Annotated in this window: 13 protein-coding genes; 4 read left to right on the top strand and 9 right to left on the bottom strand. The window is 39.5% G+C overall.

Annotated features, from left to right (window positions below; all coding sequences use genetic code 11):
- Nucleotides 1-9: 9 nt before the first annotated feature.
- The 3 genes from ACWPUA_RS00680 to rpsO all read right to left on the bottom strand — a co-directional run bounded on the left by ACWPUA_RS00680 (nucleotide 10) and on the right by rpsO (nucleotide 2,694).
- Entirely contained in the window at nucleotides 10-765 is a 756-nt protein-coding gene (locus ACWPUA_RS00680) for an ABC transporter ATP-binding protein (RefSeq protein ID WP_454378540.1), read from the bottom strand.
- 1 nt (nucleotide 766) lies between these two features.
- A complete protein-coding gene (locus tag ACWPUA_RS00675) occupies nucleotides 767-1,813 on the bottom strand; it encodes a FecCD family ABC transporter permease (protein WP_454378538.1) in 1,047 nt (348 codons plus the stop codon).
- Between the two features lie 611 nt (nucleotides 1,814-2,424).
- Nucleotides 2,425-2,694 (bottom strand): 30S ribosomal protein S15, encoded by a 270-nt coding sequence (gene rpsO / locus ACWPUA_RS00670; protein WP_001018251.1) that lies wholly within the window; start codon nucleotides 2,692-2,694, stop codon nucleotides 2,425-2,427.
- Nucleotides 2,695-2,899: 205 nt separating this feature from the next.
- On the opposite strand from rpsO, the gene ACWPUA_RS00665 reads away from it, so the two are divergent.
- From ACWPUA_RS00665 to thrS, 3 genes are all read left to right on the top strand, one after another.
- Nucleotides 2,900-3,274 (top strand): hypothetical protein, encoded by a 375-nt coding sequence (locus ACWPUA_RS00665; RefSeq protein WP_042759693.1) that lies wholly within the window; start codon nucleotides 2,900-2,902, stop codon nucleotides 3,272-3,274.
- Nucleotides 3,275-3,577: 303 nt separating this feature from the next.
- Complete coding sequence (locus ACWPUA_RS00660; RefSeq protein WP_254723972.1) at nucleotides 3,578-3,970, top strand: hypothetical protein; 393 nt, start codon at nucleotides 3,578-3,580, stop codon at nucleotides 3,968-3,970.
- Between the two features lie 86 nt (nucleotides 3,971-4,056).
- Complete coding sequence (gene thrS, locus ACWPUA_RS00655) at nucleotides 4,057-6,000, top strand: threonine--tRNA ligase (RefSeq protein WP_454378535.1); 1,944 nt, start codon at nucleotides 4,057-4,059, stop codon at nucleotides 5,998-6,000.
- Nucleotides 6,001-6,211: 211 nt separating this feature from the next.
- Here the strand turns inward: thrS and ACWPUA_RS00650 are convergent, their stop codons facing one another.
- The 6 genes from ACWPUA_RS00650 to ACWPUA_RS00625 form a co-directional block, all read right to left on the bottom strand.
- Nucleotides 6,212-7,261, bottom strand: coding sequence for a DUF389 domain-containing protein (locus ACWPUA_RS00650; RefSeq protein WP_454378533.1), 1,050 nt, complete (start codon nucleotides 7,259-7,261; stop codon nucleotides 6,212-6,214).
- Nucleotides 7,258-7,581 (bottom strand): potassium channel family protein, encoded by a 324-nt coding sequence (locus tag ACWPUA_RS00645; protein WP_001253404.1) that lies wholly within the window; start codon nucleotides 7,579-7,581, stop codon nucleotides 7,258-7,260. Before ACWPUA_RS00645 ends, ACWPUA_RS00650 begins: the two co-directional genes overlap by 4 nt.
- A gap of 631 nt (nucleotides 7,582-8,212) precedes the next feature.
- The gene (locus ACWPUA_RS00640) at nucleotides 8,213-10,204 is read right to left on the bottom strand and encodes an ABC transporter permease (protein WP_454378531.1); all 1,992 of its coding nucleotides are present in this window, start codon (nucleotides 10,202-10,204) and stop codon (nucleotides 8,213-8,215) included.
- A 1-nt stretch (nucleotide 10,205) separates the two neighbouring features.
- Complete coding sequence (locus ACWPUA_RS00635; protein ID WP_006152604.1) at nucleotides 10,206-10,964, bottom strand: ABC transporter ATP-binding protein; 759 nt, start codon at nucleotides 10,962-10,964, stop codon at nucleotides 10,206-10,208.
- Between the two features lie 432 nt (nucleotides 10,965-11,396).
- Entirely contained in the window at nucleotides 11,397-12,371 is a 975-nt protein-coding gene (locus ACWPUA_RS00630) for a sensor histidine kinase (protein WP_454378528.1), read from the bottom strand.
- Nucleotides 12,364-13,041, bottom strand: a complete 678-nt coding sequence (locus tag ACWPUA_RS00625; RefSeq protein ID WP_000548968.1) for a response regulator transcription factor — start codon at nucleotides 13,039-13,041, stop codon at nucleotides 12,364-12,366. The genes ACWPUA_RS00630 and ACWPUA_RS00625 overlap by 8 nt, the downstream gene beginning before the upstream one ends.
- A gap of 95 nt (nucleotides 13,042-13,136) precedes the next feature.
- Here ACWPUA_RS00625 and ACWPUA_RS00620 point away from each other — a divergent pair, with 95 nt between their 5' ends.
- Entirely contained in the window at nucleotides 13,137-14,213 is a 1,077-nt protein-coding gene (locus ACWPUA_RS00620) for a DUF2974 domain-containing protein (protein ID WP_223333176.1), read from the top strand.
- Nucleotides 14,214-14,249 lie beyond the last annotated feature (36 nt).

Raw genomic sequence — 14,249 nt, 5'->3', positions numbered from 1 at the left:
TTTTAATTTTTATAAATAGTGAATCATGGCTTGCTGATCTTCTGTCCAAGTTACCTTACTTTGAACGCCATAGACAGCCTGCAATGACTCGGGTGTGATGGTCTCTTTTGGAGTACCTTGGTAAACAATCTCCCCTTCTTTCATTAGGTAGAGATAGTCTGAATAGCGACAAGCTAGCTGAATATCATGCAAGACAGCTAGCACATTGATCTGAAGATTTTTGACAATGGTCAATAAGTCTAGCTGATACTTGATATCCAAATGATTGGTCGGTTCATCTAAGAGCAAGAGGGTCGGCTCTTGGGCCAAAGCGCGTGCTAACAGAACCCGCTGCTTCTCTCCTCCTGATAAAGAAGAATAGAGTCGATTTCTCTTTTCAAGCATATCTACCTTGACCAAAGCATCCTCAACCAAAGCAAAATCTCTGTCTTTTTCCTTTTGCAAGAAAGAGAGATGGGGTGTTCTACCCAGCATGACAATCTCCTCAACTGTACAATCAAACTGAAGTTGATTAAACTGCGTGATGACTGCCATCTGCTTTGCCGTTTCTTTGACGCTCATTTGGTCTAGAGGCTTCCCATCTAAAGAAATCAAGCCCTGATTCGGCTTTTCCTGTCGATAGAAGAGTTTCAACAAGCTGGTCTTTCCACTTCCATTTGGTCCCAAAATAGTATGAAATTGGTTTCCCTCAAGTTTAATTGAGACTCCTTTGAGAATCTTTTTTTCTCCGATTCCAAAGTGAATATCCTGGCACATTAAGTCCATATCAGACTCTCACCTCCCTTCGTCTACTTGCAACCATGTAGATAAAGAAAGGTGCACCTACTAGGGCTGTGAAAATTCCAATCGGCAGTTCAGCATTTTGAATCAGAATGCGAGCAAGGACATCTGCCCAGACGACAAAGAGGGCGCCTAGTAAGGTTGCAATCGGAAAAAGCCTTTTGTAATTTGTCCCTACCAAACTTCGAGCCAAATGCGGTGTAATCAAACCGACAAAACCGATAATCCCACAGGTCGAAACTAGGACTGCCGTCATCACAGCTACAATCGTCACATAGAGATACCAGTATAAACGCAAGGGAATTCCCAAAGTCAAAGCCGCCTCATCTCCCATCATCATGGCATTGAAAACACGGTATTGGGAAGAGAAAAATAAAAAGGCGATTCCCACGATTATAGTTGGTAAGGTTAAGTGAGCCCATGAGGTCCCCGCTAAAGAACCCATGGTCCAAAACTTGATGGTCATAACGCTATCAGCATTGGCCCCAATAGAGATAATAAAGTTTGAAAAAGCCAAAAATAGTGCATTGACAACCGTCCCTGATAAAATGAGGCTAGAAGTTGTCATCCTGCCCTGCATAGACGCAATGAGAAGAACTGCAACTGTTGCTAAAATCGCTCCTAGGAAAGAACCTAGACCAATCATAACTTTAAATCCAAGAATAATACTCAAAGTTGCTCCAAAGGTTGCCCCGGCTGAAATTCCTAATACATAGGGCTCTGCTATTGGATTGTTGACCGTTGACTGCATGACACTACCACACATGGAAAGGCCTGCACCAACAATCAAAGCAAGAAAAACCCGTGGTAATCTCATATTCCAAACAATAGCAAGCGTAGACTTTGAAATGTCTCCTATCTCAAAAGGAGCCCCTAACTGACTCAAAATTATCCGATAGGTATCACTCAAACTAATTTGAACAGAACCCATAGAAACTGCCAGAAACAGAGAGATTCCCAATGCTCCTAACAGGATAGCTAGTAAAAAACAATATCTCAGGTTTTGATGGTTTCCATAAAATTTGGAAAGCATGAAACCCTCCTTTAACAAAAATTAAAAATTTAGACAATTTTCATAATCAGTATACCACATTTCTAAATCAGGAACAAGACTAGAAAAATATAGAAAAAAACCTCTGAAGTCAGAGAGCTTATTTGAGCGCGGGCTAAAATCCTAGTGAAAAAGATGAAACTCTTTGTGTTCATCGAACACTGTGTCCTTTCCCTATTTTCATACGGATTTTTAAGACCCTTAGCATCATGATTCTTGCTGGATAAAACGTTTGTAGACTAAGTGGCAAGCCGAAGATTGTACAAAAATGTTAGTGAAACAAAAAATCTCCCCGAAGGGAGATCATTCTGGTTTATTTTACCTTACAGTGCTAGGAACCATAACCGAAGATTATACTTGAGTATATCGAGGTAAGGTGACAAAAACAAAAAGACTACCCAATTAGAGTAGCTTCATTATCAAGATATGCTCAATTGAACACGGCCTAAAAACTTGGCAAAATCAAAAAATCTCCCCGGAGGGAGATCATTCTGGTTTATTTTACCTTACAGTGCTAGGAACCGTAACCGAAGATTATACTTGAGTATATCGAGGTAAGGTGACAACGCAATGTAAGTGGAAAATAAAGCAGATTAACGACGAAGTCCTAGAGAGTTGATCAACTCACGGTAACGGTTAACGTCGTTTTTACGCAAGTATGCAAGCAAGTTACGACGGCGACCGATTTTCTTCATCAATCCACGGTAAGTAGCGTGGTCTTTTTTATGTTGTTTGATGTGTTCGTTAAGGTGGTTGATTTCCCAAGTAAGGACAGCAACTTGAACCTCTACTGAACCTGTGTCACCTTCGTGACGTGCATATTGTGCAATGATTTCATTTTTTTTCTCTTTTGAGATTGCCATGATGTTTCTCCTTTTTATTTGGCTTCATCCGAGTGACAGGTTGGCATGCCTGTAACCAAGAAGAAGTTATTTGTCTTTACGACAGTTCTTATTCTACCAAGAACTACCTTCTTTGTCAACAGATTTACAATCCTTATCTCAAAAGTGCTATAATAGTTATAGGAAGGATATCTAAGGTGATAACTTGAAAAGTGAGGTGATTAGCATGCGTAAATTCTCGCAATATCTCCCCTACTATCTGGTCATATTTTTCTTTTATTGGCCACTTTATGAGCTGTTATTATGGACTATTACTAAAAACTATATCTTGAAGGAGCTCACCATCGGCAACGTTATTATCTTCTCTCCACTGGTGACTTTCATAGTATCACTATTCTACTCTTATCGTTTCAAGTTCTCAGTTTGGTGGTTAATTGGAGTTGGCTTGCTCTTTTGCTTTACCATCATTACTTTCGGAGAATTTATCCTTCTCTACTTCCTAGCCTATGAAATCTTTGCCCTCGCGGGTATGGCTGTCGGTGTAGCTATTAAGAATCTAGTGCAAAAACTGAAAAGGAAAAAACTTTCACAAAATCCTTGAAAAATCTCACAATCATGCTATAATAATGCATAGAGACAAGTCACTTAGCCCCTTTCTACTAGAGAGTGCGTGGTTGCTGAGAACGCATAGGAAGCCTAAACTGATACTACTCTACTGACTTTTATGCAAACATAAAACGGTGGCCACGTTAGAGCCAATCAGAGGTGTCCCTCTTTTTTGAGGAACATAAATGAAGGTGGAACCACGTTGCGACGTCCTTTTTAGGATGTCGCTTTTTGTTTGGAGAACTATTATTACTGGCTTAGGATAGAATATAAACATAAATTGAATATGGAGGTTGATATGAAGAAAGTATTGCCCTGGGTAATTTCCTGTACCTTCCTTATAGTTTATGTGTGGCTAATGAAAACTCTCAGTCTATGGGGCTTGGAGTACATTGTTGTCTTTTCATTTTTTGCATTTGTTCCTCTTATACCATTTCTTGCTCCTTTTCTCGGTATCTTAATGTTTTTCAACAACAAGAAACTCGTTATAACGGGATATCTTTTAAGTCTTACTACTGGTATTTACTTGGTCAATGCTCTCAGAAGCTATCCGATAAGGATATACATGAGTGGTGAAATGACTGATGAGCAATATTTGTCTTTAATCCTTTCCTTGGTAAGTTATTTACTTATTTCTACAGTTTGTTTTATTTGTAGAATGAAAATGTTAAAGCATCATTCAGTTAGATAAACAAATATAATTGTTCTTTATAACTAACCCATCTCTATTTCTTCAAACCTCAATTTTAAATTACGATAAATTTTAAGGAGAAAAACATGATCAAAATTACTTTCCCAGATGGCGCTGTTCGTGAATTCGAATCTGGCGTTACAACTTTTGAAATTGCTCAATCCATCAGCAATTCTCTAGCTAAAAAAGCTCTTGCTGGTAAATTTAACGGCAAATTGATTGACACTACTCGTGCGATTACTGAAGACGGAAGCATCGAAATCGTGACACCAGATCACGAAGATGCATTGGATATCTTGCGTCACTCAGCTGCTCACTTGTTTGCACAAGCCGCTCGTCGCCTTTTCCCAGACATTCACTTGGGTGTTGGTCCAGCTATCGAAGATGGTTTCTACTACGATACAGACAACCAAGCTGGTCAAATCTCTAACGAAGATCTTCCTCGTATCGAAGAAGAAATGCAAAAAATCGTTAAAGAAAACTTCCCATCTATTCGTGAAGAAGTGACCAAAGATGAGGCGCGTGAAATCTTTAAGAATGATCCATACAAATTGGAATTGATCGAAGAGCACTCAGAAGATGAAGGTGGTTTGACTATCTACCGTCAAGGTGAATATGTAGACCTCTGTCGTGGACCACACGTCCCATCAACAGGTCGCATCCAAATCTTCCACCTTCTCAATGTAGCTGGTGCTTACTGGCGTGGAAATAGCGACAATGCGATGATGCAACGGATCTACGGTACTGCCTGGTTTGACAAGAAAGACTTGAAGAACTACCTTCAAATGCGTGAAGAAGCCAAAGAACGTGACCACCGTAAACTTGGTAAAGAATTGGATCTCTTTATGATTTCTCAAGAAGTGGGTCAAGGTCTTCCATTCTGGTTGCCAAATGGTGCCACTATCCGTCGTGAATTGGAACGCTACATCGTCGACAAGGAAATCGCTGCTGGTTACCAACACGTCTACACTCCACCAATTGCCTCAGTAGAACTTTACAAGACTTCTGGTCACTGGGATCACTACCGTGAAGATATGTTCCCAACTATGGATATGGGTGATGGGGAAGAATTCGTTCTTCGTCCAATGAACTGTCCTCACCATATCGAAGTCTTTAAACACCACGTTCACTCTTACCGTGAATTGCCAATTCGTATCGCTGAAATCGGGATGATGCACCGCTATGAAAAATCTGGTGCCCTCACTGGTCTTCAACGTGTGCGTGAAATGTCTCTCAACGACGGTCACCTCTTTGTGACTCCAGAACAAATCCAAGAAGAATTCCAACGTGCTCTTCAGTTGATTATCGATGTTTATGAAGATTTCAACTTGAATGAATACCGTTTCCGCCTCTCTCTTCGTGACCCTCAAGATACTCACAAGTACTTTGATAACGATGAAATGTGGGAAAATGCCCAAACCATGCTTCGTGCTGCCCTTGATGAAATGGGCGTTGACTACTTTGAAGCTGAAGGTGAAGCTGCCTTCTATGGACCAAAATTGGATATCCAGGTTAAGACTGCCCTTGGAAAAGAAGAAACCCTCTCTACGATCCAGCTTGACTTCTTGCTTCCAGAACGCTTCGACCTTAAATACATCGGAGCTGATGGTGAAGAACATCGCCCAGTTATGATCCACCGTGGGGTTATCTCAACTATGGAACGCTTCACAGCGATCTTGATTGAAAACTACAAGGGTGCCTTCCCAACATGGCTTGCGCCACACCAAGTAACCCTCATCCCAGTATCTAACGAAAAACACGTGGACTACGCTTGGGAAGTAGCGAAGAAACTCCGTGACCGTGGTGTCCGTGCTGATGTGGATGAACGTAATGAGAAAATGCAATTCAAGATTCGTGCTTCACAAACTAGCAAGATTCCTTACCAATTGATCGTTGGTGACAAGGAAATGGAAGACGGAACTGTCAACGTTCGTCGCTATGGACAAAAAGAAACGAACACTGTGTCAGTAGAAGAGTTTGTAGCAGCTATCCTAGCCGATATCGCCAACAAATCACGTGTTGAAAAATAAATCGATCGCAGTCTGAGAAACATTTTTCAGTAAGAAAAAGCAACAACTATTTCAGTTGTTGCTTTTTATATTTTATTTAACCTGAGCTAGTAGTGATTGGTCAAACCACCACAAATGATATTCTCATCAACAATCCTTTCTATCCATTAACTTTTGGATATAGGATATCCTCCCAAGATTTGCTTCCATGAGTTAGATAAGTTGACTATCCTCAATCCTTGTCTGCTTCATTTTCTTTTACGAGATCGTTTTGTGAATCTTTTTCAGAGAGTTTTTGATCAATATACTTGTCAATGTTTTCATAAAATTCCTTGGTCGCTTCACTATCTAATGTTGGCGAGTTCTGAACTTGATTCACTTTCAATTGAACAGATTGAATACCGTAAGAGGCTTGTTTTTGGTGGAGTGTTTCTAATTCTTCTTCTGAAATCGGATCTCCAACAACCGTCAAGACCAATTCATTGTTACTTGACTTGTAGACTTGATTAATAACCGTATAATTGGCGAACTCTTTTCCTACAAACTGTTTGATCCCTTCTTTGCGCGCTTGTTCTATTGTCAGAGTAACTGCCGAATAGCTAGCTGGAAGAATCAACAATACAATCAAAGAAATCAAGCCAATTCTCATTTTAATGCTCAGCTCTTTAAATGAAGTTAAAGGAGATTTTCTCATCAAAATTCTTGTTCCAACAATGTTGGCTAGCATGATAAAGACACAGTTGATCAAGAAAAGATAGAGAGCCCCCAATAAAAATCGTACATTCCCATTAGCTAAACCATAGCCAGCAGTACAGATAGGCGGCATCAAAGCTGTAGCAATGGCTACTCCTGGCACGATATTGTTTGCTTCTTTTTTCCTTGAACCGATCACACCAGCAATCCCACCAGCAATAGCAATGAGAACATCCCAAATGGTTGGAGAGGTTCGTGCGATCAACTCGCTACTTGCATAAGACAAGGGAGAAATCCAGAAATACAGAGTCGAGACAAGCAAACTAACCAATACTTGAGTAAATAAAACTTCTAGAGATTGCTTGATTAAACGCGTATCAAAAATAGCTAAACCGAATCCCAGTCCAACAATCGGTGTCATGAGAGGTGAAATTAACATGGCTCCAATAATAACAGCTGTTGAATTCATATTTAGACCGATAGAGGCAATAAAAATTGCACACATCAAAATCGCTGTATCTCTCAATCGAACATGAAGGTCATCGTATAATTTCTCACGGTATTCCCGTGTTGAATAATTGGCAGTCATTTGTCCTCTCCTCTTTCCTTATTTAAATCGGTATAATAATTAATAATAACAGCTGATAAACAGCCAAAAAATATGAGCCCATAAATCGTCAAGAAGACACTGGTAATCCTTCCAATCAAGGTCACAGCTAGGAGATCCCCGTAGCCGACAGTCGTCGAAGTCACAAAAGCATACCAAAGACCGTCTCCGTAATTTGTGATAGCAGGTTCAACTAGGAAAAGCACGCCTCCTGACCCAAAAACAAAGGTCACAAAACTCAGAGCAAACCGAGTAAAACCCGTAACCTGTATAATATGCCATAACATTTTTAAACGTCTCATTTGTTCTCCTTATTCATACTAGCTCCTGACCGAGCCGTTTTTTCCAATAATCAAAGTGAAGATAGGACATGATCTCCATCAGAGAAAGATAGACAAACTGATAGATCTGATTTAAGCTGATTATCAACTGATATTGTTTGAAAAATGACTGGAAGAAAGACCAGATATGACTGTCTTGAATCAGTCCCTTCTTAACATTATATCAAAAATTTTACAGTCTTTCTCTGAAGAAATCAATTAATTTAAAAGATAGAGAAAGGAAGAAATTTTTGTATCCTTATCCGAAGAAGAAAAACGATATCTCCTCTGAAAGTAGATACCGTTTTAATGTTTAAACATGATGAGTTTGTAGCAGCAATTCTAGCTGATATCGCCAACAAATCACGTGTTGAGAAATAAGAGATAAAACCTGGGACAAAATCCCAGCTACTAAAAAAGAGGCTGGGACAAAAGTCCTAGCCTCTCAATTGTCTTTGGATTGTCGAGCAAGACGCAGTGGTTGAGTGGGCTCTACTACGCTGATTTCATCAGATTTTACAGTCCTACTCAACTGTGCGGAGGTGGGACAACGAAATCGAATTCTAACGAATTAACGATTTCTGTCCCACTCTCTTTTTTGATGTTTCTGTTTTTACATTTGAACAATTCTACGATAGCTTCTTGAAGTAATCATAAAGATAAGTACGTAGATGAGGGCAAAGATACCACAAATAGAAAGTGTTACACTTAACATCATAGCTGTATCTACTACCCCAATGACCTTAAGAATCAAACTTAACATATGATAGGCAAAAGCCAAGTGTAGGAAAGCAAAGATTACAGGGAGGAAGAAAACAGTCAAGACCTGCTTGTTAATGGTTTGTTTGATTTGTTTTTGATCCAAGCCCACTTTTTGTAGGATGACAAAGCGTTCACGATCCTCATAACCTTCTGAGATTTGTTTATAGTAGATAACGAGTACAGTTCCAATCATAAAGATGATAGAGAGGAAAATACCAATAAAGAGAACTCCTCCAAAGAGAGCATTCATTTGGGCAATTGCGTCACTTGCAGTGCCTCCACCATAAACCATGCCGTCTTCATTTTTGAGATTATGACTAAAATTATTTACAAACTCCTCAAAATCATCAGATAGCTTTAACTGTTCCTCTAGACTAGCTGTTACATCCATACCACCGTAGAGCTGTGTGTATACAGCTGAATCCTGGTACTGTTCCAAAAAACTTTGAATATCAGCTACTACAAGATAGTTATAATCCGATACCAATAGTACATAGGGATTAGAAACATGATTGGCAATAAAATCCTGCTGGATTGCTTCCTTGATTGTATAGTTCTGATTGTTCAGACTAAATGCTTTCTGATCTTTAAGTTGGTCGTTTCGAGCCCAAAGTCCTACTTCGTTACCAGTAAGGTTCAGCTTTTGTCCAGTCATTTTTTCATAATCTTTTTGATCAAAAACCAGGAAGACTGTCTTAGGCATGACATTGTTTTGCCCTTTTTCAAAGATGGTTAATTTGGTCCCCTCTTGACTCGAAAGACCGAAACTTGCATAATTGAGGACGTCCTTATTGCTGATGGTTAGGTTCTTTTCGCTAGCGTATTGAGTCAAAAGCTTGTCTAAATCCTCAACTTCTACATGTTGTCCCTTAACATCAAAATCGTGAGGATACATGAGTTTTTTCATATTCTCAGATCCGTTGTAGATACTAGTAGCTGCAGACATAGTAACCAAAACCATGGTTGAAAGGATGGCAATGGTTGCTAATCCGACCGCATTTTTCTTCATACGAAAGATAAGGTTAGAAACAGAGATGAGGTTATTGGGTTGGTAGTAATATCTCTTGTTTTTCTTGAGCAACTGTAAGAAAACTGTAATACCAGCATTGAATAAGAGATAGGTCCCTACAATAACTAACATAACCGCAATAAAGAAAGTAGCGACAGCTTTGAAAGCATCTGTTACGCTTAGTGCTAGGTAGTAGCCACCACCTAGAGTAATTAGCCCTACAAGCGTCTGAAGAACTAGGAAACGCCCCTTCTTCTCACCCTTCGCTTTTTCTCTAGAAAGCTGAAGAGCATCCATACGGATAATGCGTACAGCGTTCAGGAAAACGATGACTAAAAAGATAAAACCGAATACCAGAAGGATTGAAAGCACTACAGACCATTGGAAAGTTGCAACTAACTCTACCTTCATCTTTGCAAGTTTAAGTAGCAAAGCGAAAATCAGATTATCAAAGAGGGCACCAATTCCAATCCCGGCAGTGACTGTTACTAGCCCAAATATCAAGAGTTCCTTAAAGGTCATACCAATCAAATGGCGCTTTTCTAAGCCCAACATGCCATATACACCCAGTTCTTTGGAGCGATTTTTCATGACAAAACTGTTGGCATAAAGCACGATAATGGCAGATGCAAGTGTCACAACGACAAGCCCTAGTTGTAGGGTAAATTGTATAGAAGATGCACCACGCAAATCCACAATTTTAGGATTAAAGGCTAGGGAGTAAAAGAGATAGCTGATAGTGACTGCCAAAATGACAGACAAAGCAAAAGGATAATAGAGTTTGCGGTTTTTAATTAAGTTGGAGATGGCCAACTTATTGGTTAATCGAAACATACTAGTTCACCTCACTTGCCATAACAGTCAAGGTGTCAGAGATTTCTTGGAACATCTGACGATCCGTCTTTTCACCACGATAGATTTGATTATAGAGAATACCGTCCTTGATGAAAAGAACACGTTTTGCACGGCTGGCCGCAGCTGTTGAGTGGGTCACCATGAGAATGGTTTGCCCTTGTTCATTGATCTGATCAAAGATATCAAGGAGGGCTGCAGATGATTTAGAGTCTAGGGCACCTGTTGGCTCGTCCGCAAGAAGAATTTCTGGTTCTGTGATGATAGCCCGTGCAACTGCAACCCGTTGTTTTTGCCCTCCAGAGATTTCATAAGGGTACTTCTCCTGCAATTGATTGATGCCAAGATTTTCGGCCGTCACGACCAATTTTTTCATCATTTCTGTAATAGGCTTTCTAGACAATACCAAAGGGAGTAAGATATTGTCTTTAACAGAAAGCGTATCTAACAAATTGAAGTCTTGGAAGACAAAGCCTAACTTTTCACGACGAAAGCTTGATGCTTCAGAATTTTTAATGGTAGCTGTGTCAGTTCCATTTAGGAAGACCTGCCCACGCGTTGGCTTGTCAAGCATAGCAAGAATATTCAGTAGAGTAGATTTACCAGATCCAGACTCACCCATGATAGCGACGTAGTCGCCTTTTTCAACGGTAAAGTGAATATCTTTCAGGGCTTCTACTTGGTTGCCTTGAAAGCGAGTTTTATAAATCTTTTGAACGTGTTTTACATCTAATAGTGTCATGATAATCTCCTTTTTAATATCCCATTAATTGAAACTGAGCCTGCATAATAGCGCAACCGAGCTGAACTCGCTCGATCTCTTTTGGACTTGGTTTACTTGTATCTTTCTTTTGTAAGATTGTTTTCATGGTTCCTCTCCTTTTTCTTTATGCTCTAAGTTTACTCCAAAAAAAGGTGGCTTGCCATAACATAACCTTACAAAAGAGGCTTTTAATCTTACATTTTTGTAAGATTAAACTATTTTATACTCAATGAAAATCAAAGAGCAAACTAGGAAGCTAGCCGCAGGCTGTACTTGAGTACGGCAAGGCGAAGCTGACGTGGTTTGAATTTGATTTTCGAAGAGTATTATCTGATTGAAGCCTTTTTTCTCACTATATCAAGGTCTAAAGAAGAGCTTGAAAGGTTTCTTCCAAGCTCTTCACAATTCTTTTCATTCAATCAGTAAATTCACTTCAGAGAACTTAATCCTCACAGTTGTTCCTTGCCCAAGTTCGGATTCTATTTGAATCTGATGTCCTAATTCTTGGCTGATTTTCTGGGTTAGATAGAGCCCAAGTCCAGATGACTGCTGAGTCATTCGACCATTATATCCTGAAAATCCACGTTCAAAAACTCGCAACCGATCACTGTTTTTGATACCAATCCCAGTATCTTTGATGCAAAGGTCTGAACCATCCATGTAGATTTCAACCCCACCTTCATTTGTGTACTTGAGGCTATTTGACAGGATTTGTTCAATAACTACCAACAGCCATTTCTTATCCGTCACAATGCTTCTATCCAAGTCATGCAGATCGACACTTAGACCTTTCTGGATAAAGAAAATGGCATATTTGCGAATGACTTCCTTGACTAAATCTTCTATATTTTCTTTCTTCAAAACCAAATCATCATGGAAGCTTTCTAAGCGTAGATATTGGAGTACGAGGTTGGTATAGGAATCAATCTTAAAAATTTCCTGCTCCAACTGTTGCTTCAGTTGGCGATCTGCCACCTCACTCACTAGGAGTTTACTGGCTGCAATTGGTGTTTTTATCTGATGAACCCAGAGTGTATAGTAGTCCACCAAATCATTATAGCGGTTTTCAGCATCTGATTTCTTTTGATAGAGTTCAGATTCGCTTTTCTCTAATTTTTCAGTTAGAAGGACTTCCATTGGTGACTTAGCTTTTCTTTCGCCATAGAGCAATTCCTTACGATAACGTTGCAATTCTATCAAGAAATCAAATACCAAAAACAAAAATGTCAAAAATGTAGATAGAAAGAAGAAATAGTTAAAGTAGGGCCCTTGCTTATCAAACAAGATTTCAAAGAGAAAAAGCAAACCTGTAAGCGATAGAATAAAAGCAAAAAAACGGCTACGCGAACGGATATAAGCTAGAAAAAAACTTTTAATATCAAGCATGTTTCAATCCATACCCTATCCCTTTCTTGGTTTCGATAAAACCAATCAAACCTTCTTCCTCCAGTTTCTTGCGCAAGCGAGCGACATTAACAGATAAGGTATTGTCATCGATAAAAAAGTCACTGTTCCAGAGTTCCCGCATCAAATCATCACGCGCTACGATATTTCCTGCATGTTCAAATAAAACCCGCAAAATCTGAAATTCATTCTTGGTTAGGCTGATAGCTTTGCCATTGACATGCACATCCATAGACTTGGTATTGAGGATAACTCCTGCATATTCTAAAAGACTCTCATCTCGTCCAAATTCATAAGAGCGGCGCAATAATCCTTGTACCTTAGCTAAAAGGACCTGCTGGTCAAAAGGCTTGGTCACAAAATCGTCAGCTCCCATATTAATAGCCATCACGATGTCCATAGCCTGATCTCTTGAAGACAGAAACATAATCGGAACTTTGGAAATCTTGCGAATTTCCTGACACCAATGATAGCCATTAAAGAGAGGCAATCCAATATCCATTAGGACCAGATGAGGCTCAGACTGAACAAATAGAGTCAGAACTTCCATAAAGTCTTCTACCATGACTACTTCAAAACCCCATTCGGAAAGCATTTTCCCAACTTGCTGACGAATAACTGGATCATCTTCTACTAGTAAAATCTTATGCATCTGCTCCTCCTTTTTCTATATTATAGCAAAATTCTTTTCACTACTAGCAAAATTGATGTAAATCTGATATGATAAAAGTTAAGAAAGGAATTCTCATGGCCAATATTTTTGACTATCTAACTGATGTTCAATACGATTCTTTTTATGATATCCCATTAAATGAACTGGATGTACTTGCTCTGACTGAGCTGACTTATCTGTCTTTTGATAACTTACTAGACGAATCAGATAATCGCTTACTAGATGTCGCAACACGTGTTCCTCGTGACATTAACGTGTTGACTAATAAAGAACGTCTGCAACTCTTAGATCAACTCTCCACACACAAGCGTTTTAAAAATAGCAAGCTCTCTAACTTTGTCAACGATATTGATGAAGAACTCCAAAAGCAATTCGCTGCTATGACCTATCGTCTGAACCTAGATACCTATCTGATTGTCTTTCGTGGCACAGACGACAGTATTATTGGTTGGAAAGAAGATTTCCATATGACCTATATGAAGGAAATTCCAGCTCAAAAACATGCTCTCCAGTATTTACAGGACTTTTTTGCTCAACATCCTAACCAAAAGGTGGTCCTAGCAGGACACTCAAAAGGGGGCAATTTAGCTGTCTATGCTGCCAGTCAACTCGACCCACTTTTACAAAAAAACATTGTCGCCGTCTATACTTTTGATGCGCCTGGACTTCACAAGGAACTGACCGAAACAGCTGGCTATCAAAACATGATGGAAAGAACAAAAGTATTTGTCCCACAAGGTTCTATCATCGGGATGATGCTGGAAATCCCTGATAAGAAAATCGTCGTTCGAAGCACTGCTTTAGGCGGTCTTGCCCAGCATGACACCTTTAGTTGGCAGGTTGAAGACAAACACTTTGTCCAACTAGAGGAAATTAGTAGCGAAAGTCTCCAAATCAAAGACACTCTTAAAGAATGGGTGGACAGTGTGCCCGATGAAGAACTAGAGCTCTACTTTGATCTCTTTTTCGGAACCATCCTAGAATCTGGAATCACTTCCATCAATGATTTATCTTCTAGAAATGCTATCGACCATGTTCGACAACTTGTTTCTCAAGCCCAGACACTAGAGCCCGAGCAAGTTGAAATCTTAAAAAATCTGACACAACTCCTACTGGATGCACGTTTCCAAGCCTGGAAAAATCATTTTTAAAAAGTTAAAAGTCCCTTCCTTTATGGAGGGACTTTC

It is taken from the genome of Streptococcus sp. Marseille-Q6504, assembly GCF_965111625.1.
Note: the sequence above shows the minus strand (reverse complement) of the source record. Positions and strands in the feature narration are given on the sequence as shown.